The following is a 24,796-nucleotide window of genomic DNA, read 5'->3' as shown; positions in this document are numbered from 1 at the left end:
ATGGCGCCAAGCGTTGATTCAAAGCCGCGTAGTTTAACCTGCCTAAGAGTAGAAGGCTTGCCTAGTCGCCTACTGTTCGAGCCACATTTAAAAGTAAGTGGCCAAATGCTCTTTCACGTTTAACTTGTCATCTACTAGCAGTAGCTGGCGCCACTTATCAAAGGTCAAACAGGGATGGGAGGCGCCAAACGCGACGATATCACCAACCTCAACATCCTGAGCCGCTTCAGGAAGGCGCACAAACGTGTGCTGATCCATCAGCTTCGTCACTTCCCAGCCAGCGACCGACAATGGATGCGAGAGCTCACTTCCCTCCCGGAAACGCTGTAAAGCAATGGGGAACTGGTCGTGGCCGATATCGCGCTTACCGAGCGCCACAATAGCAAGCTCAGGTTCCGGCAGCGACTGCACTTGAGCAAAGACTTCCAAGGCTGGCTCAAGCCCCTGCTGCAGATCCGGCCGACGTTTTAGTACTGCAGATTGCGCTTCACGATAAAGGCCATGATCGTGGACGACGTAGCAACCAGGGCGTAGCACTGGGGTAAATCGCCCCTGTAGCGGTGCGCCGTCAAAGGCTTCTGCAATCACGTCATACCAGGCGGAACCTGATGCAGTGACCATAGGATTCGCCTCCGAAAAACGTCCAGCGGCCTCAAGTTCCACTGCCACTTCCACTAACTGCTTGGCATAAGCACGAACACAGGTCTCCGGGTTATCGCCGTGCACCACACCTTCATAGCCTTCTAGCCCCGCCAGTGAGAGCGCGGGCTCATTAGCAATGGCTTCCGCGAGTGATAGAATCTGCTGCTTGCTGCGACAGCCACAACGTCCTCCGGGCACACCCACCTCAATTAGCACTGCTAGCGTCAATCCTCTCTCGGCAAAAAAGCGTCCCAACTGGCTTACGTTCTCTTGGCTATCGACTACACAGTAAAACGTCGCACCCTGCTCAAGCAGGCTAGCGATGATGGCCATATTAGCTTGGCCGACCAACTGATTCGCCATTATCAATCGGGTCACACCGTTAGCGTAGGCAGCACGACACTGGGGCGCGGTCGCCAAAGTGATGCCCCATGCCCCCGCCTGCAGCTGACGCTGAAAAAGCGCAGGTGCCATGGTCGTTTTGCCATGGGGTGCCAAGTAAGCACCATGAGCGTCAGCGAATCGCTGCATCCACGCGACGTTATGCGTCAGTGGGCCTTCATGCACCACTGCGGCGGGCAAGCTGACGCCTGATAGAAGGTTTGATCCTAACTCCACACCGCCTTTATCCATCGCTAACGTCGTTGTTTGCATTTGCCTATTATCCTTTGGAAAAACAATCTGCTTTTTACGCTATCATGCCGCTGATTTTCCTCTCTTTGACTGCCGCACCGCAAGCTCTACACCACGCAGCCCGCCTAGGCTGTGGATACACGACACTGCCAATCATCATGCTGTTCCATCGCAGCCGCCAGCTGTAGCAGTTGCTTATCCTCACCAAGACGCCCCACCACTTGCACGCCAACGGGCAACCCATTAGCCGCCACATGGAACGGCACTGACATAGCAGGCTGGCCGGTAAGGTTCGCCAGTTGCGTAAACGGGGTACGGCTAAGCGCATCCACTGCCAAGTGTTTCAGCATCCCTGCCTTTAGCGCCAGTGATGGCAGACCTGGAATGGCTAACAACGACATTAATCGCTCGCGAGACGCAGAGGGGTAAAGTTCCCCTATCGCTGGGGCAGTATCTGCCGCAACAGGTAACACCAAGGCATCATAGCGCTGGTGAAACTGGCTCATCTGCTCAGCGGCCGTATGCCAATAGCGCTTGGCTAGCTCGTAATCCCTCGCCGAAAGCTTAGCGCCCAGCCTACCAACGGCGCGGGTAGACGGCTCAATGGCTAACCGATGCACCGGCACACCGGTTTGCTGGCTTACCCACTGAAGGTCAGCGGCTAAATGGCCAAGGTAGAGCGTCAGATAACTATCGGCCAAGGCTTCTCCATCAACCGGTGGGTCACACCACTCCACCTCGTGCCCCATGTCGGCCAGTGCCTTTGCGGCCTTCTCAACCGCTATTTTCACCTCTGCACTTAATTGGGTATCCAGTCCGTAACTTAAAAAATTACCCAGCGACACGGCGATGCGTAGTGGCTTAGAGGAGGCTGATAAGGCATCCACATAGCCCGTTTCCCGCGGTACGGGGTAAGGCCCAGAAGGCGCCATGCCGTTAATCTGTTCTAGCAACGCTGCACTATCGCGCACGCTACGGGTGATGGCGTGCTCGACCACCGCGCCCTGCCACACTTCGCCATGGGCAGGCGCAAGCGGCACCCGCCCGCGGGAAGGTTTAAAACCGAACAAACCACAATAACTGGCGGGAATGCGGATAGAACCACCGCCATCGCCTGCCAGCGCAATAGGCACCATCCCGCTAGCGACCGCCGCTGCGGCACCACCGCTTGATCCGCCGGGGGAATAGCCCTTTCGGCATGGGTTTTGCGGATGGGGAAATGCCTTGGGTTCCGTAATCCCCATCAGCCCTAATTCCGGCGTGGCCGTTTGTCCAACCAGCACTAGCCCTGCCTCCCGCACACGACGGATAAGCAGCGAGTCTTCTTTGGGGCACCACGCTGATAATGATGAACTTCCGAATGCCAGCGGCTCACCCGCTAATGCCATCAATAGATCTTTACTTAACGTTGGGACACCAGCAAATATCGAGCTTCCCGACACTTGGTCACGCTCGTGTTTCGCTTTGTCGAAGCGCGTTCTAACCACCGCATGAAGAGATGGGTTAAGCGTTTCAATCGCAGTCACCGCCGCGTCGAATACCTCAGTCTGGCTGACGTCTCGGCGGCGAATGAGTTCAGCAAGACCGGTGGCGTCGTACTTCTGGTAGTCCTCAAGTTGCATCGCATTAACTCCGTTTAATTAAAAACGACGCTTTATGCGCATCTAGCGTCGCTTAATGACAATCGCTATCTCGCTATCTCGCCATACTTAAGTACGTTTTCCATCGCTACTGTCAAGGAGCGGCCAATGAACCGCAACGTTATTTTGACCTGTGCTGTCACCGGCGCAGGTGACACCACAAGCAAGAACCCCAATGTTCCTATCACGCCCGAACAGATCGCGAACGACTGTATTGACGCCGCAAAAGCCGGTGCCAGCGTGGCACATATCCATGTACGTGACCCTAAAACCGGCGGCATCAGCCACTCTCTCGAGCATTTTCGTGAGGTGATGCAGCGTGTGCGCGAGGCCGAGGTGGATATCGTCATGAACATTACCGCCGGTGGAGGCGGCGATTGGATTCCTGACGCTCAGGATCCCACCCGCGGTGGCCCCGGCACGGACATTCAAACGCCCGCCCAGCGCCACGAGCCGATAGGCGAACTCTTGCCTGAGCTCTGCACCCTAGATTGCGGCAGCCTCAACTTTGGCGATATGGTCTACGTAAACCCCGCCAACTGGCTACGCGAACACGCCCGCTTGGTACAAGCTGCTGGCGTCAAACCGGAGCTAGAGTGTTTTGACTTAGGTCACGTGAGGTTCGCCCGCCAGTTACAGCAAGAAGGGCTAATTGAGGGCACCCCTCTTTACCAGCTCTGCCTGGGCATTCCCTGGGGGGCTGAAGCCGACACCGAAACCATGCTAACCATGCGCAATAAGCTGCCGGAAAACGCTCAGTGGGCAGCCTTCGGTATTGGACGCCACCAGATGCCCATGGCAGCTCAAGCGGTACTACTAGGCGGCCATGCGCGCGTTGGCCTTGAAGATAATCTCTTTCTGAAAAAAGGCATCCTGGCCACTAACGGCCAACTGGTAGAACATGCCGCCACTCTGATTGCGAACCTTGGCGCCCGAATAATGACACCTGCAGAGACACGCGCTCACCTGTCCCTACGCGATCCACACACCGGGAATATCAGCACGGGAGGTGACGTATGAGCCGCCAACTTAGCGTGATAGGAACCGGCGTCATTGGCAATGGCTGGATTGCTCGCGCCTTGGCACAAGGCTGGGATGTCGTGGCCTTTGACCCAGACCCCAATGCACCCGAACGCACGCGTGCCTTTATTGACAATGCCTGGCCCTCTTTACAACGTCTTGGCTTGGCAGAAGGCGCTAACCCAAAACGCTTACGGTTCGTCGATAGCGTAGAAGAGGCGGTTATTGGCGCTGACTTAATTCAGGAAAACGTACCTGAGCGACTTGAGCTTAAGCGCGAAATGCTTGCGGCGCTGGATTCAGCTGCGGAAAAGCACGTCATTATCGGCTCTTCCACATCCGGCTATAAACCCAGCGACTTGCAGCAAGACTGCCACAATGCTCCTGGGCGAGTTATCGTGGCTCATCCCTTTAATCCGGTCTATCTGCTACCGCTAGTGGAGCTCGTTGGCGGTGAAGCGACCGCGCCTGACGAGTTAGCACGCGCCCACGATCACTATCAAGCACTTGCCATGCGACCACTGGTGGTGCGCCGGGAAATTGAGGGGCATATTGCAGACCGCCTGATGGAAGCGCTTTGGCGCGAGGCGCTGCACCTAGTCAACGACGGCGTCGCCACTACCGAAGAGATAGACGCGGCGGTGGTCTATGGCTGTGGCCTTCGCTGGTCACTGATGGGCACTTTCCTCACCTTCCATTTGGCTGGCGGCGAGCCGGGCATGCGCCATATGTTGGAGCAATTCGGTCCGGCGCTAAAACTACCGTGGACAAAGCTTGAAGCTCCTGAGCTTACCAACGAACTTATTGATCGTGTGGTGGCAGGCTGTGAACACCAGGCCGCAGGACGCTCGGTGGCCGAGCTTGACAGCCGCCGTGATGACTTTCTGGTGGAGCTACTCGGCCTAGTACAAAAATATTGGCCTGAAGCCGAAGGCTTGGAAGGACGTATCTGATGGTGATTTTAGAAAGCCGCGTCAATTCGGGATGGGTCGATTACAACGGCCATATGAACGATGCCGAGTATGCCCGTGTATTCTCGCTGGCAGTAGAAGCTTTGATGGAACATATCGGCTTAGATACCGCAGGCCGGGCACGCCACGGCTACACGATTTACACCCTTGAGACGCACCTCTGTTATCGCCGCGAGGCCCACGAAGGGCAGCCACTAAGCGTAGAACTGACCCTGTTGGATCGCGATAACAAGCGCCTGCATGTCTTTTTCAAGCTGAATGATGAAGCAGGCAACCTGCTAGCCACCAGCGAGCAGATGCTGATGGGCATTGACAGCAACACCGGTCGCCCCGCGCCGTTCCCGGCCCCCATTGAGGAAACTGTTGCGGCTCTGCCTCAAGCCGCCCCTTCGGCCTGGCCGGAGTTGGCGAGCCGCACTATCGCTATACGTCGTTGAAGCCTCAGTGAAAAAACAAGAACCGTCCGCTAACCCGGACGGCTGATCGGGACTGCCGGCCCGACGCCCGGCCCATGAGGATAAGAATATCGCTACGCCAACTCCCCCCCATCGTCCCAATCCGCCTTCGCACAACAGCTCACCTAAGGTCGAGCTCAGCACTGACTACATGGTGACTGAGCTGGCACAAGGCGGTTTCTTCCAAGGCATGCACAAAGGCATGACACTTACTGCTAGCGGCCTAGTGCTGCTCTTCGTACTTTTTACTGGGCTTGGCTCAGATATAGCCAGCAGTGTATTTGGTGCAACACGCACCTGGATTGAAAGCACTTTCAGCGGCTACTACCTAGTTACCGTCATGCTACTACTAGTGGTATGTGCTTTTATTGTCTTCAGCCGCTATGGCAGCATACGGCTCGGCCCCGACGACAGCCGCCCCGAGTTCAGCAACTTTGCGTGGTTTGCAATGCTCTTCTCTGCGGGTATCGGCATTGGCATCCTGTTTTTTGGCGTCGCTGAGCCAATCTTTTATCTTGACGATACCGGCGCGTTTGGCTACCCCAACAACCCCCATGCAGACATGGCGGGAGCCACTTCCATTGGCTACGAACGCGCTATTGATGCATTACGCGTTACCGTTTTTCACTGGGGGCTTCACGGTTGGGCTATTTATGTGATCGTCGGTATGTCGCTGGCTTATTTCGCTTATCGCAAAGGATTGCCTCTCGCACTGCGCTCAGCGCTTTACCCCTTTATAGGTGAACGTATCTTTGGCCCTATCGGCCACCTCTTCGATATCCTCGGTGTGCTGGGCTGCGTCTTTGGTGTAGCTACGTCGCTGGGGCTTGGGGTCAGCCAGATGGCCGTCGGTTTAGAGCGACTTGTGGGTATCGATCCTGGGCTAAATACTCAGCTGATGCTCATCGCCGGCATTTCAGTTATCTCAATACTTTCCGCAGTGACTGGCGTGCGCGGCGGTATTCGACTTATTTCTGAAATGAACATTTGGGTGTCATTGGTCGTGGTGGGGATTTTTCTCATTGGCGGACCCACGCTGTGGCTAATCATGGCGTTTGGCGAGACCTTGCTAGACTACGCTATCAACGTCATTCCCATGGGACTTTGGTACGCAGATGAGACAGGAACAACCACTTGGCAACAGGGCTGGACAATCTTCTATTGGGGCTGGTGGCTGGCCTGGGCTCCCTTTGTCGGGCTGTTCATCGCCCGCATTTCCAAGGGCCGCACTTTGCGTGAGTTTGTGCTTGGCGTCCTGTTAGTCCCTACCCTGATCATCTTCATTTGGCTAATCATTTTCGGCGGCAACGCCATGCATCAGGAGCTTTATGCAACGGGTGGCCCTGGCAGCGCCGGTATTATCGAGCTTGTTAACGCCTGGAACCTGCCCTCAGCACTGTTTGCCACGGCTGATGGCATTGTCGGAAGCGGCACGTTTGGCTGGATACTCTCCGCCATGATGGTCTTCCTGCTGATGAGCTGGTTTGTCACCTCTTCAGACTCCGGCACCTTGGTACTAACCACCATTTTGTCACTAGGCGACAGTGAGCCACCCAAGCGCTTCCGCATTTTCTGGGGCGTGGTCATTGGTTTAGTGGCGGCAGTGTTGTTGGTTGCCGGAGGCCTGAACGCACTGCAAACAGCGCTTATTGCTGCTGCCTTACCGCTAAGTGTTGTTGTGCTCGTGATGACCGCAGGTGTACTACTTTCGCTATTCCGCGAGACGCTCGATGCACGACGCAAAAGACGCTGATCTAACCATCCCGATGACATCAGGCGTGCTTAACGGCAGCGCCTGATTGTCAGTGAGAGACAGCATCAAACCAACGCAGCAACGACTTACTGGTGGAGCCACTAATGGGCATTAACGCTTTTATAACCCGCTTCGATGCGGGCTTAAAAGATATCGAAAATGGCTCTCCTGCAGTGGCACGCCAACGTTACGATCAATTATGCCAAACGTTTGCGCCGCCTAATCCGTCAGGCATGACAATCACTGACGAAACCTGGAAAAGCTTAGCCCTCCGACACTTTATCCCTGCATCCGCTCAGTCTGGCCAAGTGCTATACATTCACGGGGGAGGATTTACCCTGGGGTCTATTGACAGCCATCATGGCGTTGCAGCAAGCCTTGCAGAGCAGCTAAAGCGCCACGTTATCAGTGTCAGCTATCGCTTAGCGCCGGAGGCGGGCTACCACAACATGCTAGAAGACTGCCTCAAGGTCGCTGAGGTTATAAAGCCCATCGCAGTGGTAGGTGACAGCGCTGGCGGTCGCATAGCCATAGATTTAGCGCCCTTACTGCACCGTCCCGTGCCCCTAGGACTCATCTATCCGCCGGTCGGCAAACTAAACCAGCAGACGCTGGGGGCCGATGCGCCGTTACTTAGCCGACACGATGTCCTGTCACTCATTCCCTACTGCCCGTGGATTGGGAACCATGTCGATACACTTCCACCGGAAACGCAGATTGAGGTTCTTTCAGTTGAGCACGACCCTTTGACCGCACCGCTCGAAAAAGCCATTGCGGCCTGGAGGAACAACGGTATGCCGGTAGGCTATCGCTGTGCAAAAAACATGGTTCATGCGGCATTACATGCCCACGCGAACCTGCCTGAAATGCAAAGCGCTTGGCAAGATTTTTGCCAAGCGCTTAACAAACGGTTAACACGAAATATTGGTTACTGGTAAGTCGAACGTACCGCCTGTATCGCTGGCTGCCCATCTTTGCTCGTCACGCCATCCAGCCATGTCTCTACCGTGTCTAAATTAGCACTAATCCACTCAGACGCTACCTCGTCGGCGGGACGATCCTCATAGCTGTAGTCATGCACCCACGCGTTTTGATCCTCAATATCCACTACATACTGTGAAAGAAAACGATGCAGTTGGGGATCATCTTCGGCCATATTGGCCGGAACGATGGTCCAAACAGTGCTCTCAATTTGAGCAATGCCCGCCTCATCGGCGTCATCCAGATAAGCTATGTCGAAACTGACGTTCATCCAGTGGGGCTCCCAACCAACAAAGGTCACCCACTCTTCATTCGCCATTTTTTGCTCTGCCTGCGCCAACATAGCGGCGGTGGAACTTTCACGCAGACGCCAGTCTCCTAAGCCTGCAATGTCATTATCAATAGCCGCCAGAATGGCCGTGTTAATCCCGGTGCCCGCCTCGATGCCCTGAATATCACCGTCGAAACGGTCACGGTAGGCGTCCAGGTCGGCCACCGATGTCACACCGGCATCATAAACGTACTGAGGGACAACCAGGCCAGAGTTCGCCCCCTGGATATTGGAGACCAGCTTTTCAATTTTATTATCAGCAACCAGTGGCTCAACCATATCGGTTTGCACCGGATACCAGCCTCCTAGATAAACATCCACATCGTTACGCGCTAGCCCTTCAAGAATCACGCTCACGGCCAAACCACGTTGGCGTGTTTGATAGCCCATGGCTTCCATGAGTTGCGCTGCCACTTCAGATTTCACGGTGACACCTGGCCAAGGGGGAACGCCCAAACTTACTTCGTCAAGTTCAGCGGCGGCAGGACCAGCAATCGTAAGCGCTGCCAGTCCTGCGGCGCCAAGCGTGTAAATACTCTTTAAACCACCGTGCGCGTTCTTCATTGTAATGTCCTCTTTTATCAATATACGACATCAGTTTGCCTGCTAAGCCGCAGCAGAAACGACACTAAGCGACATTACTTACGCACAAAGCGACATTCGCTTCGAGAACACTCAACTATCTGCTTGTTGGCGCGCTTCAATCGGTGAGCGGCCAAAGTGTGCACGGAACGCACGGGCAAAGCTCGAACTAGAAGTAAAGCCACAGGCCACACCTATGGCAAGTACGCTCATATCGGTCTCCGTCAACAACCGCTGGGCACGGCGTAAACGAAGTTGCTGATACCACTGGCGAGGAGATACATTCAAGTGCTGTTCAAAAAGCCGCTGTAACTGGCGAGATGACACCCCACTCCGGTGGGCAATATCAGCCAATGGAAGAGGCTCTTCTAGATGCCTCTCCATCAGTGCAACGGCCTCGACCAAACGCCGATTGTGGGTGCCTAAACGCTGAGCTAGCGACATTCGCTGCTGATCGCTACGGCTACGTAAACGCTCGTGAATAAGCTGCTCGGAAACATCAACCGCCAGCTTGGTTCCGTGACGCCTGGCGATCACAGCTAAGGCCATGTCCATGGCAGCGGCACCACCCGCACAGGAAAAACGCCGCTCCCCGATCTCAAACAACTCATCGGTTGTTTCAATCGTTGGAAAACGCTCACGGAATACCGGCAAGCTTTCCCAGTGCAAGGTGACCCGCTCACCCTTCAGCAATTGGGCGGCTGCTAATATAAAGCCTCCGGTGTCCAACCCACCCAGGGCACATCCCGCTTGATCAAGCCGATGCAGCCATGAAATGAGCGCTCGGCTTAAATGATCTTCAGGCTCAAAGCCGCTACACACCGCCAACGATGGTAGGTCGAGACCCTCGCCCATCGGCTGATCGACTAATAGCGTCATACCATTGCTTGCGGTGACAGGCTCACCATCACGACTAAATAGCGTCCACTCAAACAACGTTTGGCCACTAATACGATTGGCAATGCGTAGCGGCTCCACCGCAGAAAAAAACGCCATCATTGAAAAGCGCGGTAGCAATAAAAAACCAACGCGCTCAGGCAGTGGACCAGAATAGTTCAGGCGCAAAAAAACTCCTCAGCTCAGCGGTTTGTTCTGATATCGCTCACGATTACTAGTGAATAAGAGACAGCATATTAACAATAATAACGAACCGTTATTCAGAGCATCACACATCTTGGCACCCGCTTCCGACAATATCGCTAAGCGTTTGCTAAACACCAGGCAGCAGTGGTAGCTTTGAAAAAAACGATAAGAAGTGTTCCCCCATGTCGCACGATTACCTGTCATTGTTATCGCAGACCTATCGGCTTTTACGTAGCCGCTGGGTAGATGCGGTAGTGCGCACAGGTGCTTACCCCCTCACCCGTACTGCTCTCAGCGAGTGGTATAACGAATAGCCTGATCGATCCGTCATCAGATTTTCCCGAGCTCGTCAATTGCTGACGAAATCAGACGTATCGATTAAGGAATTTATTCATGTCGACTATCACGACGCGCCGTACCCTGAAACACTCCCTACTCGCCCTCTCACTGGGTGGTGCATTAATCAGCAGCCAAGCAGCTTTTGCTGACTCACCCGGGGCGCTCATTATTGCAGGTGGTTTCTTACAAGAGAGCCACCAAGATATCTTCCAAGCGGTCATCAACCCCATCGACAAATCCGCCGCCGACATTCGCCTTGGCGTCGTACCCGCTGCTACCGGCAATATTTCCGGCAACTATGGCAAAATTGTTGAGGCGTTCACTCGCCTTGGTCTTGCAGAAGAGAACATTCGCCTGCTTCCACTAGCGGTTAACGATGACAAACGGACCGAAGACGTTGATGAATCAGAGTGGGTAGACAATGGTCGTGATGAAGAACTGGCTGCTTCTATCGACGAGCTAGATGCCATCTGGTTCCTAGGCGGCGATCAAACCCGCATCACCGCAGTGCTACTGGAGGAAGATGGTAGCGATACGCCAGTGCTCGCCGCTATACGTGACTTCCATTCACGGGGTGGCGTTCTGGCAGGCACCAGCGCTGGGGCAGCAATTATGTCTTCCTCCATGCTCGCAGGTGGCGATAGTCAAGGCGCCCTTTTTAAGGGGTTCAGTGATGACTATGAGAGCATGAATAATCAAGAGTTTGGCCCTGCCGTTGTACGCCCAGGATTAGGCTTTTTCGAAGCCGGGCTGATCGACCAACACTTCGACCGCAAAGCCCGTCTTGGCCGACTGCTAGCCGTGATGCTAGAGCATGAAGATGGACAGCCACTAGGCATCGGCATTGATGAAGGCACCGCGCTCATTGTTGATAACGACGAGTGGCAAGTGGCAGGCAGTGGGGGCATAACACTAGTGGATACCAGCGAAGCGACTCGCCCTTCATCAGGATTTCCAATCAGTGTAGAAAACGTTCGCCTAGGCTATTTACTACCGGGTGATCGCTACCTACCTGAAAGTGGTGAATATCACGTTCGCGAAGGTGCTTATGAAACCTCGGGGAATGAGTATTTCGATGTCCCTGTGAGCCTGCAGAGTGGCTTGCTGAGCGCCAACCGCAACTTGCAGGAACTTATTGGCTTTGACCTGCTAGATAATTCAGCCACCGAACAAGTCACTTCGCTGCTAGTAGGCGACGAAAACCAAGGACTTCGGATCGTTTTTAGCCAAGACGAGCAAACCCAAGGCTACTGGAGTCAGGACATGACGCTAGATCGCTACAGCTTTGAGAACGTCCGGATGGCTCTAGAACCACTGCGTGTAGAACTGCATACACCTTAACGCAGCCATGAACGACCATCACCAGCGATAAAAATGCGTTGCCGCCGGGCCTTTCTGACCCGGCGTGCCATCAGCAACAGGATGCTCTCAGCCTTCGCACAAGGTACACTGGATATGTATAGACATTAGATTCATTTGAAAGGCACGTCATGACCAGCGCTCCCCCGCTTTACCTGCAAATACAGCAGCACCTGCTAGAGAAAATCCAGGGCGGTGCCTGGCCAGCACACCACCAGATCCCTCCCGAAGAGCAGCTTGCCCGAGATTTTGGGGTAAGCCGAATGACAGCCAATAAAGCGATTCGTGATCTCGTCCAAAAAGGCTACCTTACACGCCAGCCAGGGCTAGGCACCTTTGTAACAGATCGCAAGGCAGAGTCGTCTCTGGTCGAGGTGTACAACATTGCCGATGAAGTCCGCTTCAGGGGGCACCATTACAGTAATCGCGTACTCGTCTGTGAAGCCATTGAAGCTGATGACGAAATCGCTTTGCGCTTGGGCGTGCGTCTTGGCAGTCGCGTGTTTCAGACACTGCTCGTGCACTTGGAAAACGACACACCCATTCAGCTTGAAAACCGCTATGTTAACCCCCGCTGGGTACCCAATTATCTAAAGAGTGACTTTTCGGTACATACACCCAACGAAATATTGGTAGCGGCCTGCCCGATTACTGACGTAGAACACATCGTTGAAGCCGTGCTCGTCGATCAACAAACCGCCGACTGGCTAACTATCGATACCTCAACCCCCTGCCTGAGCATGGTTCGGCGTACCTGGTCAGGCGAACAGCTCATCAGCTATGCCCGCCTACTGCACCCAGGCGACCGCTACAAGCTGCGTTCCTCGGTGCATCGCCAAGCATCATAATGGCTTAGCTGATAAGGGCTTGCACAAAATAGCCTGTTGGTATGGCGAGCATCAGGCTTAATGCAACGCGAATAAACCACACCACGACCATGCGCCCTACGGAAAGCGGAATACTCGTAGAAAGGATGCAAGGAATTGAGGCTGAGAAGAACAACACCGAAGATACCGATACCACGCCTGCAGCAAAACGCGACACAAATTCCGCTTCTGCCATCAACAGCGCCGGTAAAAACATCTCAGCAAGACCTGCAGCGGATGCCTGTGCAAGTGCTGCAGCATCAGCAATGCCCCATACCGCCACGAAGGGGTAGAAAAACCAGCCTAACCACTCAAACAGTGGCGTGTATTTAGCCGCAAGCAATCCCAGCAAACCAACCGACATGATAGAGGGTAGGATGCTAATCGCCATCACTAACCCCTCTTTAAAGTTGATCGCGACACTTTTATGCAATGCGGGCGCTCGGGCAGCTACTTCCAGCCCGGTTTGCCATGCCGTCAGCAACCGTTTACCTGCCACCGCCGCTGGTTCACCATCGTCAGCACTGTCATCCATACCGGATAGTGGCGGTAAGCGAACGGTTACGGCCGTGACAATAAACGTGATCAACAACGTTAGCCAAAAATACAGGTTCCATACCGCCATTAAGTCCAGCGTGCGCGCCACGATGATCATAAACGTTGCCGATACGGTAGAGAACCCCGTGGCGATAATGGCGGCCTCGCGCGCTGAATACTGCCCTGCCTGATACACCCGGTTGGTAATCAATAGGCCAATAGAGTAGCTACCCACGAATGAGGCAACCGCATCGATAGCCGAACGTCCTGGCGTTCGCCAAATGGGCCGCATCACCGGCTGAACCAGTACACCAATAAGCTCAAGCAACCCATAGCTGATCAACAAAGCGAGAAAAATCGCGCCAATGGGAACAATCAAACCTACCGGAATCACCAGCTTATCAAACAGGAAAGGCAGCATATCCGGTTCATGCAGAAAGGCAGGCCCCCAGCCGGTCAGCGCCATCAGAGCGGCAATTACCCCAAGTAATTTTAGTGCGGTAAAAATGCGCTCGGTAACATTACGATTCCAGTAGCCTCGAATCAGCGGGTACGCAGCACCGGCGACAATCAGCGCCAGCGCATAAAAGCCACTAGCATCACCTAACCAGCGTCGGGCACCGGTCACCATATGATCGAGCAATATAGTGCTGCGGCCTCCTATTTCAACAGGCACGAAGAAAATCAATATCCCCAGTGCACTTGGCAGAAACAGTTTGAGAATCAGCGCGGCACTGGGCCGCTGATGGGTTGTTGTATTTGGGGGGAGCATGAGCATGCCTCTTGTTGTGTGACAGCGTTTAGTGAGCCTTCCACGCATCTTCAACACTTAATGTATATACATATACACATCAATTGAAGACCATCCTCCAATCAATATAAGTAGACATTAGTCTAACCAATCACTCTAAAAACACGCTTTATCAAAATAAAAAAATACATAAACAATTGTTTGTAAAAACAAAAATATAACAACCCTCCTTTTCACGTGTTGCATCTTTCACATTATTTTGTAACAACCATCTTGACGAATCCTCTCATATTGACCTTAATTGTATATACATTAAGGTTTGAAGATAAATTTTTGAAAGTCGCCTTTGAAAGGAGCTCCTCATGACGAATTCAACGGATCGTCGCCTCTGGCGCGATATCAGCGTCTTCGATGGCCTGCGGACATTGCCTGACCGCATGGCCGTTATCACCGAGGGAGCACACATCATCTCCTTGTCGCCCATGAGTGAGTTCGACGAGCAGCTCGCCGAAAACTGCATTGAGATGGGTAGCGGTGGCGTGATGACACCAGGTCTCGTGGATTGCCACACTCACCTTGTGTTTGGCGGCTCGCGCGCTGAAGAGTTTGAAGCGCGGCTTGAAGGGGCTAGTTATGAGGAGATCGCTAAACGCGGCGGCGGTATTCTCAGCACCGTTCGCGCTACGCGCGAAGCTAGTGAAGATGAGTTGTTAAGGCTCGCTAAACCGCGTCTTGAAGCGCTGATTGCCGACGGCGTTACCACCGTAGAGATCAAGTCTGGCTACGGGCTAACCGTCAAAGATGAACTCAAGATGCTGCGCGTCGCGCGTCGCCTCGGCAAGATGCTGCCCGTAAAAATAGTCACTACGCTGCTGGGTGCTCATGCCCTTCCCCCAGAGTACAAGGATGACAGCGACGGCTATATCGACTTGGTCTGCCAGGAGATGATCCCCGCCGCAGTGGCCGCAGGACTGGCCGATGCGGTTGATGTTTTCTGCGAAAAGATCGCCTTCTCGGTGGAACAGTGCGAGCGAGTGTTTAAAGCCGCCAAGGCCCATGGCCTACCCATTAAGGCCCACGCCGAGCAGCTCTCTAACCTGGGGGGAACGGCCATGGCCGCTCGCCACGGTGCGCTGTCTGCTGACCACATTGAATACCTGGATGACACTGGCATCGCCGCCATGCGTGAGGCAGGTAGCGTGGCGGTCATACTGCCCGGCGCATTCCATACCTTACGTGAAACGCAACAACCGCCTATCGCCGCCCTGCGCAACGCTGGCGTTCCAATGGCGGTGGCTACCGACGCCAACCCCGGCAGCTCCCCACTATTTATGCCCACGCTAATGCTCAACCTGGCCTGTACACTTTTCCGCCTGACACCCCAGGAAGCGTTGTCAGGCATGACGGCCCACGGGGCAACTGCACTAGGGCTAGCGGGGAAAGGGCTCATCCACGAAGGTGCAGAAGCCGACGTCTGCGTATGGGATATCGATGCGCCAGCTGAGCTCGCTTACGCCGTGCAGCCTGGGCGCCTTCGTCAGCGTTTATTCCAGGGAGCGCTTACCCATGGCAATTAACAGCGCCTCTACCAGTACGTTTACCAGTACATCCGTCGAGACAGCCCTCGATATGTCACTCTGGGCGGGCCGTACAGATCCAGAGCCCAACAGCGAGCGCTGGCATCAGAAAATTCAGCCGTTGAGTGAAACGGCAGCGCCGGGCTGTGCCTTATTAGGTTTTGAAAGCGATGCAGGTGTTGCCAGAAACCAGGGCCGCACCGGCGCCGCACAAGGCCCTTCGGCACTGCGTAAAGCGTTGGCACCGCTGGCCTGGCACCGCACAGGGCCAGCCTACGATGCGGGGAATGTGCGCTGCGAAGGCGATGCCTTAGAAACAGCCCAACAGGCCCTCGCCGATCACGTATCGGCGCTGCTTAAGGCGGAGCATTTCCCCATTGTGCTGGGTGGTGGCCATGAGGTGGCCTACGGCAGCTGGCTGGGGCTTGCCCAGCATCTCGCTGACAACGGTGAGAAGGCCCCGCGCATCGGCATTATCAATTTTGATGCCCACTTCGATTTACGCGCCCCCTCCCACGTGCGTTCTTCGGGCACCCCCTTTACGCAGATTGCCGATCAATGCGCCCAACGCGGCTGGCCATTTCGCTACGCCTGCTTAGGCGTAAGCCGCGCTGCCAACACCCGCGCCCTGTTTAACCGTGCCGCACAACTCGGCGTCATGGTTCGTGAAGACCGGGACTTTCAAGCGGCACACCTTGAGCGCATTCAGCGCGACCTAGAGCGCTTCATGGTGCGCTGTGATCATCTCTACCTGACCATCGACCTGGATGTGTTGCCCGCTGGGGAAGCCCCTGGGGTCAGCGCCCCTGCCGCTCGGGGCGTCTCACTTGCGTTGATTGAACCGCTGATTGAAGCCATCCGCGACAGCGGCAAGCTTCGCTTAGCCGATCTAGCCGAGCTAAATCCCGCTCACGATATCGATAGCCGTACCGCCCGCGCGGCAGCCCGGCTTGTCTTTCAGTTGGCGCTCGACACCTAGCGTCCTGAATCAATTATTCAATTAATAACCAATCCATCACTAGCCAATAACTAATCAACTAACAACAAACCGCCACACCAGAGGAGTCTCGCCATGTTAGCGAACGATAAACGTCACGACGCATCCCGTAAGATTGCAGCCCCCACCGGCAGCCAACTCAGCTGCAAAAGCTGGCTGACCGAAGCGCCAATGCGCATGCTGATGAACAACCTCCACCCTGACGTGGCTGAACGCCCCGAAGATCTGGTGGTGTATGGCGGCATTGGCCGCGCCGCCCGTGACTGGGAGTGCTACGACAAAATTGTTGAGACGCTCCAGCGACTGGAAGACACGCAAACCTTACTGGTGCAGTCCGGCAAACCGGTAGGTGTATTTGAGACCCATAAAGACGCCCCGCGAGTACTCATTGCCAACTCCAACCTGGTGCCCGCCTGGGCCAACTGGGAACACTTCAATGAGCTGGATCGCAAGGGTCTGATGATGTATGGCCAGATGACCGCAGGTTCCTGGATTTACATCGGCTCTCAAGGCATTGTTCAAGGCACCTATGAAACCTTTGTTGAAGCGGGCCGCCAACACTTCGACGGCAACCTAAAGGGGCGCTGGATTCTCACTGCTGGCCTTGGCGGCATGGGTGGCGCACAACCGCTGGCTGCCACCCTGGCCGGTGCCTGCTCGCTGAATATCGAGTGCCAGCAAACCAGCATCGATTTCCGTCTGCGCACCCGCTACCTGGATGAGCAAGCCGACGATCTTGACGATGCACTGGCGCGGATTGAGCGCTATACAGCCGAAGGTAAAGCCATCTCAATTGGCCTGTGTGCCAACGCGGCAGATGTACTGCCTGAACTGGTCAAGCGCGGCGTGAAGCCCGATATGGTGACTGACCAAACCAGCGCCCACGATCCGCTACACGGCTACTTGCCGGCAGGCTGGACCTGGGAAGAGTACGTCGCCCGTGGTAAATCACAACCCCAAGCCACCGTTAAAGCCGCCAAGCAGTCGATGGCAGTGCATGTTCAAGCCATGCTCGACTTCCAGAAAATGGGCGTGCCGACTTTCGATTATGGCAACAATATTCGTCAGATGGCTCAAGAAGAAGGCGTGACGAATGCCTTCGATTTCCCCGGCTTTGTGCCAGCCTATATCCGTCCTTTATTCTGCCAGGGAATTGGCCCGTTCCGCTGGGCGGCGCTATCCGGCGACCCAGAAGATATTTACAAAACCGACCAGAAAGTCAAAGAGCTGATCCCCGACGACCCGCACCTGCACAACTGGCTGGATATGGCGCGGGAACGCATCAGCTTCCAAGGTCTTCCGGCACGTATCTGCTGGGTCGGCCTGAAAGATCGCGCTCGTCTTGGCCAAGCCTTTAACGAGATGGTCAAAAACGGCGAGCTTAAAGCACCGGTGGTTATCGGTCGCGACCACCTGGATTCCGGCTCTGTGGCGAGCCCCAACCGCGAGACCGAGTCGATGATGGATGGCTCTGACGCCGTCTCCGACTGGCCGCTGTTGAATGCCCTACTTAACACCGCCGGTGGTGCCACTTGGGTATCGCTACACCACGGTGGCGGTGTCGGCATGGGCTACTCCCAGCACTCGGGTGTGGTTATTGTCGCCGACGGCACCGATGATGCCCACGCACGCCTTGGCCGCGTGCTGCGTAACGACCCAGGTACTGGCGTTATGCGCCACGCCGATGCAGGCTACGAAATCGCTAAAGAATCTGCCCGTGAAAACGGCCTCGATTTGCCGATGCTGAACCGCTAGACATTTAACAACGACAAGGAGTACGAATCATGCCCCACCTTGATATTCAGCCCGGCAAAATGACACTGGCGCAGGCGCGCCAGGTCTTTCAATCACCGGTCAAGGTTAGCCTGCCAAGCAGTGCTGACGAAGCCATTCAAAAAAGCGTGGATTGCGTCAACCGTGTGGTCGACGAGAACCGCACGGTCTACGGCATTAACACTGGGTTTGGGCTGCTTGCTCAAACACGTATCGCCGATGAAGACCTGGAAGCGCTGCAACGTTCACTAGTGCTCTCCCATGCCACCGGCGTGGGCGCTGCGATGGATGACAGCCTTGTACGGCTCATCATGGTGCTTAAGGTTAACAGCCTGGCGAGGGGCTTTTCCGGCATTCGCCGGGAAGTCCTCGATGCGCTGATCGCCTTGATCAACGCCGAGGTGTATCCGCATATTCCGCTAAAAGGCTCGGTGGGAGCCTCCGGTGATCTTGCGCCGCTGGCCCACATGAGTGTGGTACTGATTGGTGAAGGCAAAGCGCGATACAAAGGCGAATGGCTCTCCGCTGAGGAAGCGCTCAAAGTCGCCGGTCTTAGCCCCATTGCGCTGGCTCCCAAAGAGGGCTTGGCACTGCTCAACGGCACCCAGGTATCAACCGCTTACGCGCTACGCGGCCTGTTCGATGCCGAAGACCTGTATGCCGCCGCCACGGTCTGCGGCTCCCTGACGGTTGAAGCCACGTTAGGCTCGCGCTCGCCGTTCGATGCGCGCATTCATGAAGTGCGTGGCCAACGCGGCCAAATCGACGCAGCGGCGGCTTATCGGCATCTGCTCGGCGAAACCAGCGACATCGGCGACTCCCACGCCAACTGCGATAGAGTGCAGGATCCTTACTCCCTGCGCTGTCAGCCGCAGGTAATGGGGGCAGCACTGACTCAAATTCGCCATGTTGCCGACATACTGGCGGTTGAAGTCAACGCGGTATCCGACAACCCATTGGTGTTTGAAGATACCGACGACATTATCTCCGGTGGTAACTTCCACGCCGAGCCGGTCGCCATGGCTGCCGACAACCTGGCGCTTGCCATCGCTGAAATCGGTTCGCTGGCGGAACGACGCATCTCCTTGATGATGGACAAGCACATGTCCCAGCTGCCGCCCTTCCTGGTCGAAAAAGGCGGCGTCAACTCCGGGTTTATGATTGCCCAAGTCACAGCAGCCGCCCTGGCCAGCGAAAACAAAGCGTTGGCGCATCCGCATAGCGTAGACAGCCTGCCCACCTCAGCCAACCAGGAAGATCACGTTTCCATGGCACCGGCGGCGGGCAAGCGGTTATGGGAAATGGCCGATAACGTGCGTGGCATTCTCGCGATCGAATGGCTAAGTGCTTGCCAAGGGCTCGATATGCGCCACGGTTTAAACACCACCGAGCCACTGGAACAAGCCAAACAGTTGCTGCGTAAGCATGTTACCCATTACGACCAGGATCGCTTCTTTGCCCCAGACATTGAAGCAGCCAGCGACCTATTAGCCGCCAGAACACTAAGCCACCTGCTTCGGCCTGGCACCCTACCAAGCCAGCACTAAGCGGCTTTTTCTATCCCGCAGCAACAGGCTGCGGGGTTCCACTGCATTCAATCTCAACTAAGCCCAATTAAAGCTAAATCTAATTCCAGCTAAATCCAATTCTAACGACAAGAGTAGCTATTCATGAATGCTATCGTTTTGGCCATTTTAGTGATGGTCAGCCTCAGCTTGGCTCGCGTTTCCGTTGTCTTTGCCTTAATCGTCGCTACATTGGTCGGTGGGCTTTATGCAGGCATGCCCGTCAATGCCATCCTTGATGCCTTTAACGACGGCCTTGGCAACGGTGCCACGGTGGCACTGGCCTATGCCGTGCTGGGCGCTTTCGCCGTCGCACTCTCACGTTCAGGCATCACCGAAGTAATGGCAAACCGTGCCATTGCGCGTTTTCATGTGGATGATTCCGGCAGCAGCCGCCGCATGGTGACCTATACCTTACTAGCCGCCTTGCTAGCCGCGGCGGTCAGTTCTCAGAACCTTATTCCGGTTCACATTGCCTTCATTCCTGTGCTGGTACCACCGTTACTGAAACTGATGAACCACCTTCAGCTCGACCGCCGCCTGGTGGCCTGCGTAATTACCTTCGGTATTACTGCCCCCTATATGCTGTTACCAGTGGGCTTCGGCGCTATCTTTCTGAACGACATTTTGCTCACCAACCTGAATGAAAGCGGTGCCGAATTTGGATTGGAAATCACCCGCCAGATGGTGCCCATGGCGATGGTGATACCTATTGGAGGCATGGCATTAGGCCTGGCCGTAGCGGTATTGTTTAGCTATCGCAAAGGGCGTAACTACCAAGACCGCGACCTTGCCAAGGGTAATGAAACCCCAGCAGAAGCAGCCCAGCATTTGAAAGGTTGGCAAAAAGCCGTGCTGGCGATAGCACTGGTTGGAACCGTGGTCGTTCAGCTCTACACCGGTTCGATGGTGCTGGGTGGTATCTTTGGCTTTGCTCTGCTTTCACTAAGTGGCGTTTTCCGCTGGCACGAACAGGACGGCATTTTTACCGAAGGTATGCGCATGATGGCCCTGGTCGGGTTCATTATGATTACCGCAGCGGGATTTGCCAGTGTGATGCAGGCCAGTGGAGAGGTTGAAGCGCTAGTAAGCAGCTCCACAGAAATAATTGGTGATAACAAAGGCTTGGCAGCGCTAATTATGCTGCTTGTGGGCCTTTTCATTACCATGGGTATCGGCTCTTCTTTCTCGACGATTCCCATCATCGCCTCACTTTACGTACCGCTTGCGCTGAATTTTGGCTTTTCACCGCTGGCCACCGTCGCGCTGGTAGGTACCGCGGCCGCCTTGGGCGATGCAGGCTCACCCGCCTCCGATTCGACGCTTGGCCCGACCGCCGGTCTCAATGCTGACGGCCAGCACGACCATATCTGGGACAGCGTTGTACCGACCTTCTTGCACTACAACATCCCGCTGATTGCCTTTGGGTGGATAGCCGCCATGATCCTATGACGCGCAACCCCATATTTTTACAGCAATGACTTTCCCCCAAAACCAAACTACCCCGCTCGAATGAGCGGGGTAGTTTCGTCAATAAACGCTAGTACATCACTGTCTTTATTAGCGGTAATTACTCGTTATTGCTATTCATATCGCTATCACTTGGACGCAACACCTTCGGGTTGGAGTTTCCCCATACCGTATAAAGGTCGGCGAGTAACGCACCATTGAGGTCTTCAAGTTCACCAATCGTGATTCGCTCCTCGCCCTGGAGCCCGTAAAGCACCACTTCATCACCCGGCGCAACTCCCTCCACATCCGTAACATCGACCATGGTCGTGTTCATTGACACTTTACCCATGACCGGTACTCGCTCACCGTTGACCAGAACAAAGGCGGCGTCTGTGAAAACACGCCGATAGCCATCAGAATAACCAACTGGCAAATTCGCCAATAAGCTATCGCGCTCCAACACCCTCACGTTATCGTAACCAACCCCGCTGCCTTGCGCGTAATCGTTGACAGACGCTACCCGCGTGCGAAACGACATTACTGGCTTGAACTGCTCATAATGGGGTAGATCTCCATAGAGCAAGCCACCCGGACGCACCATATCAAGGCGTGCTTCAGGCACTTCCATGGTGGCAAACGAGTTGGCGGCATGAAGAATTAACCCATCACGGTCCAGGTTTGCGGTCTCGATTAACCAATCACTTTGCTCGTGAAATACTTCCAACCCTTGGCGGACAAAGTCCTCATCCTCAAAGGCAAAGTGGGTCATGATGCCCACCAATTCCAACGATGCTAAGCCTTGCAGCTCTAAGGCTTCCTGGCGACCTGCTTCACTATCAAGCGCCATACCATTACGCCCCATGCCGCCCGCATTCAGGCCTAAATGATAGCGCAGTGTCACTCCTGCCTCAGCCGCATCGCTGGCCGCTTGGCGCGCGGCTGTTATATCCCCGAACAGCTCTTCCATGTCGTAATCGAATGCGCCGCGCACCTCTTCAGGTGTCGCACTACGGACGCGCATTAAACGTCCATCGAAGCCAGCCGCCCTAACAACGCGGGCTTCTTCATTACTTGCCACACCAATACAAGGAATGCCTAACGCGATCACGGAAGGCATTAAATTAGCAATGCCATGACCATAAGCATCGGCCTTCATAATGGCGCAAAGGTCCGCTTCTTCGCCCAGCAGTTCCTGAACACCACGAACGTTCCCTTCAAAAGCCGATTGCGAGATTTCCACCCAGGCATTGGCACTCAAGTGCTCAGGGCTATCAACCAGCAATGCCTGGTCGCTAAGCAACGGCGCCGCATAGCTTGTAGTGGTAACGGTGGCAGCAACAGCGGCAGCTAACAGGGTTAGTGGATATTTCATTATCAAATCCTTGATTAGTTTTCATTGTTAAAAACCCACTGCTCACACTAACCTGCCCTAACAATTCTTAACGATAGCGCGTGCCGCGTTTATTAAAAAAAGCAGTACTAGGACGCAATAAACTGACGCAAGTCCCCTTCTCTAGCGTGCTTCCAAATACTTAAGCTAAGATTACTTTAACCATGCATCAAGTGACGTCTCAAGCGCCATCTCAAGTGCCGTCTAACCTAAGATTTGGCCAATAACAGACTCAACGAGTGGTTGGCTACACCTTTTATCAACGTTTCGAGCATGAGCTTGGCCAACAATACTTGCTTTTTAAAACACTAACTCTTTGAAAAAAATATTAAAAATCATGTCGCGACACGAATAATACCTGGTTAACTGTTAATCAACGTATCGTAAAAATGTTGATGTTAGACGATTTTATAGAAATTTTTTATGGCATGACCACCGCGCGTGTGATTAAACTGGAGGTGCAACATCGTTTCGAAATAGAAACATTGATGCCCTCTATAACTCTAAACGCTACCAACAAAGAGGTTTTATGAAGCTCTCAACATCCGTGAAATGCGCTCTTGCGACCTCCATCGCCGCTTCCATCATGGCTAGCCAAGCGCTCTATGCAGATACTGTTCGTTTACGCATGCATACGTTTTATGGCACCGAAGTTGATCATATAGCAGCTGACTTGCGGGACCGGGTAAGTGAAGCAAGTGATGGCACCATCAACATACAATTCTTCCGTGGTGGCGAGCTGGTTAGCAGCGATCAGTTTGTCGAAGCCGTAGCCCGTGGGAGCATCGATATCGGCCACGGTGTTGGTAGCTATTGGCCTGGCACCGTTGGCATCGGCACTATCGAAGGGGGTCTCCCTGGAGCTTGGGTAAACGTTGAAGAAGCTCGTGACATATTTGCCAATCAAGGTCTTGATGAACTCATCGCTGAAGCTTACGCAGAACAAGGCGTCAAACTGATTGGCCGTGGCTTTGGTAGCGATTATGGCTTAGTCACCCGAGAGCCTGTCACTAGTCTGGAAGATCTATCCAGCATGCGCATCCGCGCAACCAGCTCCATTGCAACGGTGCTGGAAAAATTCGATATCCCAACGGCCTTTATTCCCGGTGAAGAGCTCTACGTAGCACTCTCGACTGGCGTTATTGACGGAGCCGTTTACGGTGGCCCTGTAGAGTACGAACAGCTGCGAATTAATGAAGTGGCGGGGTACTACACCGATATCAACTTACTCAACCCAGGCTGGACAGAAAACGCGTTCATCAATCCCAACTCCTGGGAACGTATGAGCGAAGAACAGCAGCAAATTTTGGTAGATGAATTGGCTCAGTATCTGGACGACGTTCACAACTGGCTTGAAGAAGGCAACCAACGCATCATCGATGAAGGTGAGCTGTTTGAATTCGCCACGCTGCCGGAAGAAGACTCGCAACGTCTAGCCGAAGCATCCTTGCCAATTTGGGAAGAAGAGGCAGCCCGCTCTGAGCGAAACGCAAAAGCCGTTGAAATCTTAATCAACAACGCCAAAGCGCAAGGACGACTGAGTGAGTAAGATCAGCCGATATCTACGTTTTCAGGATGGGCTTTCCGACTGGGTCGGACGAGTCACCGCCTGGCTGACGCTAGGTATTATCGGTGTACTGCTCTATGAAGTAGTCGCTCGCTATATACTCAATGCCCCCACTGTGTGGGGGCACGAACTAGCGACGATGTTCTTCGGTGCGCTGAGTATCCTGGCTGGCAGCTATACCCTCCGCCACCAAAGCCATGTGCGAAGTGATGTCATCTATCGCCTGCTGCCTATGCGCACGCAAGCGTTCTGTGACGTGATTGTGTTTTCACTAGGCATTTTGGTGCTGAGCATATTTTTCACTATGGCCGTGGAATTCGCCCACCGCTCCTGGCTAATCGGCGAGTATTCCAACCGTAGCATCTGGCGTCCACCGCTCTGGCCGATAAAAGCGACCATTCCAATCGCCGTTGGATTTCTAATTCTTCAGAGCGTAGCAGAGCTAGTGCGGGCCATCGTGCGTTTACTTGGCATTCCCTATGACGATCCGCGAGACGACATTAGCGACGCTGATTAAAGACAGCCTGGCGTT

General features: G+C 54.5%; 21 protein-coding genes. 15 read left to right on the top strand and 6 right to left on the bottom strand.

All coding sequences use genetic code 11. The features are described from left to right. Window positions 1–87 precede the first annotated feature (87 nt). Both L1X57_RS12340 and L1X57_RS12335 read right to left on the bottom strand, forming a co-directional pair. A complete protein-coding gene (locus L1X57_RS12340) occupies window positions 88–1,296 on the bottom strand; it encodes an amino acid deaminase (protein ID WP_009721892.1) in 1,209 nt (402 codons plus the stop codon). A gap of 104 nt (window positions 1,297–1,400) precedes the next feature. Further along, on the bottom strand, window positions 1,401–2,897 hold the full coding sequence (locus tag L1X57_RS12335; RefSeq protein ID WP_009721891.1) for an amidase: 1,497 nt from the start codon (window positions 2,895–2,897) through the stop codon (window positions 1,401–1,403). Window positions 2,898–3,023: 126 nt separating this feature from the next. On the opposite strand from L1X57_RS12335, the gene L1X57_RS12330 reads away from it, so the two are divergent. From L1X57_RS12330 to L1X57_RS12310, 5 genes are all read left to right on the top strand, one after another. Further along, window positions 3,024–3,935: a 3-keto-5-aminohexanoate cleavage protein gene (locus L1X57_RS12330; protein WP_009721890.1), complete on the top strand. Its 912-nt coding sequence runs from the start codon at window positions 3,024–3,026 to the stop codon at window positions 3,933–3,935. Continuing rightward, the gene (locus L1X57_RS12325; protein ID WP_009721889.1) at window positions 3,932–4,888 is read left to right on the top strand and encodes an L-carnitine dehydrogenase; all 957 of its coding nucleotides are present in this window, start codon (window positions 3,932–3,934) and stop codon (window positions 4,886–4,888) included. The genes L1X57_RS12330 and L1X57_RS12325 overlap by 4 nt, the downstream gene beginning before the upstream one ends. After that, window positions 4,888–5,343, top strand: coding sequence for a thioesterase family protein (locus tag L1X57_RS12320; protein WP_009721888.1), 456 nt, complete (start codon window positions 4,888–4,890; stop codon window positions 5,341–5,343). Before L1X57_RS12325 ends, L1X57_RS12320 begins: the two co-directional genes overlap by 1 nt. A 169-nt stretch (window positions 5,344–5,512) precedes the next feature. Beyond that, the gene (locus tag L1X57_RS12315; RefSeq protein WP_234667748.1) at window positions 5,513–7,114 is read left to right on the top strand and encodes a BCCT family transporter; all 1,602 of its coding nucleotides are present in this window, start codon (window positions 5,513–5,515) and stop codon (window positions 7,112–7,114) included. Window positions 7,115–7,218: 104 nt separating this feature from the next. Then, window positions 7,219–8,052, top strand: coding sequence for an alpha/beta hydrolase (locus L1X57_RS12310; protein ID WP_009721885.1), 834 nt, complete (start codon window positions 7,219–7,221; stop codon window positions 8,050–8,052). Here L1X57_RS12310 and L1X57_RS12305 read toward each other — a convergent pair. Both L1X57_RS12305 and L1X57_RS12300 read right to left on the bottom strand, forming a co-directional pair. Continuing rightward, on the bottom strand, window positions 8,043–8,990 hold the full coding sequence (locus L1X57_RS12305) for an ABC transporter substrate-binding protein (RefSeq protein ID WP_009721884.1): 948 nt from the start codon (window positions 8,988–8,990) through the stop codon (window positions 8,043–8,045). The genes L1X57_RS12310 and L1X57_RS12305 overlap by 10 nt on opposite strands. A 111-nt stretch (window positions 8,991–9,101) precedes the next feature. Then, entirely contained in the window at window positions 9,102–10,073 is a 972-nt protein-coding gene (locus L1X57_RS12300) for a GlxA family transcriptional regulator (RefSeq protein WP_009721883.1), read from the bottom strand. 200 nt (window positions 10,074–10,273) lie between these two features. Between L1X57_RS12300 and L1X57_RS18820 the strand changes: the two genes are divergently transcribed. The 3 genes from L1X57_RS18820 to hutC all read left to right on the top strand — a co-directional run bounded on the left by L1X57_RS18820 (window position 10,274) and on the right by hutC (window position 12,637). Next, window positions 10,274–10,405 (top strand): hypothetical protein, encoded by a 132-nt coding sequence (locus tag L1X57_RS18820; RefSeq protein ID WP_260648502.1) that lies wholly within the window; start codon window positions 10,274–10,276, stop codon window positions 10,403–10,405. A gap of 79 nt (window positions 10,406–10,484) precedes the next feature. Beyond that, window positions 10,485–11,771 (top strand): cyanophycinase, encoded by a 1,287-nt coding sequence (locus L1X57_RS12295; RefSeq protein ID WP_009721882.1) that lies wholly within the window; start codon window positions 10,485–10,487, stop codon window positions 11,769–11,771. 149 nt (window positions 11,772–11,920) lie between these two features. Beyond that, window positions 11,921–12,637, top strand: coding sequence for a histidine utilization repressor (hutC, locus tag L1X57_RS12290; RefSeq protein WP_009721881.1), 717 nt, complete (start codon window positions 11,921–11,923; stop codon window positions 12,635–12,637). A 4-nt stretch (window positions 12,638–12,641) separates the two neighbouring features. On the opposite strand, the gene L1X57_RS12285 is transcribed toward hutC, so the two are convergent. Continuing rightward, window positions 12,642–13,964, bottom strand: a complete 1,323-nt coding sequence (locus tag L1X57_RS12285; protein ID WP_234667747.1) for a YjiH family protein — start codon at window positions 13,962–13,964, stop codon at window positions 12,642–12,644. Window positions 13,965–14,305: 341 nt separating this feature from the next. Between L1X57_RS12285 and hutI the strand changes: the two genes are divergently transcribed. The 5 genes from hutI (at window position 14,306) to L1X57_RS12260 (ending at window position 21,307) form a co-directional block, all read left to right on the top strand. Then, window positions 14,306–15,520: an imidazolonepropionase gene (gene hutI, locus L1X57_RS12280; protein ID WP_009721878.1), complete on the top strand. Its 1,215-nt coding sequence runs from the start codon at window positions 14,306–14,308 to the stop codon at window positions 15,518–15,520. Further along, window positions 15,510–16,499, top strand: coding sequence for a formimidoylglutamase (hutG, locus tag L1X57_RS12275; RefSeq protein WP_009721877.1), 990 nt, complete (start codon window positions 15,510–15,512; stop codon window positions 16,497–16,499). The genes hutI and hutG overlap by 11 nt, the downstream gene beginning before the upstream one ends. A 93-nt stretch (window positions 16,500–16,592) precedes the next feature. Then, window positions 16,593–18,272 (top strand): urocanate hydratase, encoded by a 1,680-nt coding sequence (gene hutU, locus L1X57_RS12270; RefSeq protein WP_009721876.1) that lies wholly within the window; start codon window positions 16,593–16,595, stop codon window positions 18,270–18,272. Between the two features lie 29 nt (window positions 18,273–18,301). Then, a complete protein-coding gene (gene hutH / locus L1X57_RS12265; protein WP_009721875.1) occupies window positions 18,302–19,837 on the top strand; it encodes a histidine ammonia-lyase in 1,536 nt (511 codons plus the stop codon). Window positions 19,838–19,960: 123 nt separating this feature from the next. Then, a complete protein-coding gene (locus L1X57_RS12260) occupies window positions 19,961–21,307 on the top strand; it encodes a Na+/H+ antiporter family protein (RefSeq protein ID WP_009721874.1) in 1,347 nt (448 codons plus the stop codon). A gap of 118 nt (window positions 21,308–21,425) precedes the next feature. On the opposite strand, the gene alr is transcribed toward L1X57_RS12260, so the two are convergent. After that, window positions 21,426–22,679 carry an alanine racemase gene (alr, locus tag L1X57_RS12255; RefSeq protein ID WP_009721873.1) on the bottom strand — a complete coding sequence of 418 codons (1,254 nt, stop codon included), beginning with the start codon at window positions 22,677–22,679 and terminating at the stop codon, window positions 21,426–21,428. Window positions 22,680–23,226: 547 nt separating this feature from the next. Here alr and dctP point away from each other — a divergent pair. After that, window positions 23,227–24,246: a TRAP transporter substrate-binding protein DctP gene (dctP, locus tag L1X57_RS12250; RefSeq protein WP_009721871.1), complete on the top strand. Its 1,020-nt coding sequence runs from the start codon at window positions 23,227–23,229 to the stop codon at window positions 24,244–24,246. Further along, complete coding sequence (locus L1X57_RS12245; protein ID WP_009721870.1) at window positions 24,239–24,781, top strand: TRAP transporter small permease subunit; 543 nt, start codon at window positions 24,239–24,241, stop codon at window positions 24,779–24,781. The genes dctP and L1X57_RS12245 overlap by 8 nt, the downstream gene beginning before the upstream one ends. Window positions 24,782–24,796 lie beyond the last annotated feature (15 nt).

This window comes from Halomonas sp. TD01 (assembly GCF_923868895.1).
Classification (GTDB): domain Bacteria; phylum Pseudomonadota; class Gammaproteobacteria; order Pseudomonadales; family Halomonadaceae; genus Vreelandella.
The sequence above is the reverse complement of the archived record's forward strand: the minus strand, read 5'-3'. Positions and strand labels throughout refer to the sequence as shown.

Excerpts from the sequence above, each read along its gene's own strand:
- L1X57_RS12340 (WP_009721892.1), bottom strand. The coding sequence starts at position 1,296 with ATGCAAACAACGACGTTAGCGATGGATAAAGGCGGTGTGGAGTTAGGA.
- L1X57_RS12335 (WP_009721891.1), bottom strand. The coding sequence starts at position 2,897 with ATGCAACTTGAGGACTACCAGAAGTACGACGCCACCGGTCTTGCTGAA.
- L1X57_RS12330 (WP_009721890.1), top strand. The coding sequence starts at position 3,024 with ATGAACCGCAACGTTATTTTGACCTGTGCTGTCACCGGCGCAGGTGAC.
- L1X57_RS12325 (WP_009721889.1), top strand. The coding sequence starts at position 3,932 with ATGAGCCGCCAACTTAGCGTGATAGGAACCGGCGTCATTGGCAATGGC.
- L1X57_RS12320 (WP_009721888.1), top strand. The coding sequence starts at position 4,888 with ATGGTGATTTTAGAAAGCCGCGTCAATTCGGGATGGGTCGATTACAAC.
- L1X57_RS12315 (WP_234667748.1), top strand. The coding sequence starts at position 5,513 with ATGGTGACTGAGCTGGCACAAGGCGGTTTCTTCCAAGGCATGCACAAA.
- L1X57_RS12310 (WP_009721885.1), top strand. The coding sequence starts at position 7,219 with ATGGGCATTAACGCTTTTATAACCCGCTTCGATGCGGGCTTAAAAGAT.
- L1X57_RS12305 (WP_009721884.1), bottom strand. The coding sequence starts at position 8,990 with ATGAAGAACGCGCACGGTGGTTTAAAGAGTATTTACACGCTTGGCGCC.
- L1X57_RS18820 (WP_260648502.1), top strand. The coding sequence starts at position 10,274 with ATGTCGCACGATTACCTGTCATTGTTATCGCAGACCTATCGGCTTTTA.
- L1X57_RS12295 (WP_009721882.1), top strand. The coding sequence starts at position 10,485 with ATGTCGACTATCACGACGCGCCGTACCCTGAAACACTCCCTACTCGCC.
- hutC (WP_009721881.1), top strand. The coding sequence starts at position 11,921 with ATGACCAGCGCTCCCCCGCTTTACCTGCAAATACAGCAGCACCTGCTA.
- L1X57_RS12285 (WP_234667747.1), bottom strand. The coding sequence starts at position 13,964 with ATGCTCCCCCCAAATACAACAACCCATCAGCGGCCCAGTGCCGCGCTG.
- hutI (WP_009721878.1), top strand. The coding sequence starts at position 14,306 with ATGACGAATTCAACGGATCGTCGCCTCTGGCGCGATATCAGCGTCTTC.
- hutG (WP_009721877.1), top strand. The coding sequence starts at position 15,510 with ATGGCAATTAACAGCGCCTCTACCAGTACGTTTACCAGTACATCCGTC.
- hutU (WP_009721876.1), top strand. The coding sequence starts at position 16,593 with ATGTTAGCGAACGATAAACGTCACGACGCATCCCGTAAGATTGCAGCC.
- hutH (WP_009721875.1), top strand. The coding sequence starts at position 18,302 with ATGCCCCACCTTGATATTCAGCCCGGCAAAATGACACTGGCGCAGGCG.
- L1X57_RS12260 (WP_009721874.1), top strand. The coding sequence starts at position 19,961 with ATGAATGCTATCGTTTTGGCCATTTTAGTGATGGTCAGCCTCAGCTTG.
- alr (WP_009721873.1), bottom strand. The coding sequence starts at position 22,679 with ATGAAATATCCACTAACCCTGTTAGCTGCCGCTGTTGCTGCCACCGTT.
- dctP (WP_009721871.1), top strand. The coding sequence starts at position 23,227 with ATGAAGCTCTCAACATCCGTGAAATGCGCTCTTGCGACCTCCATCGCC.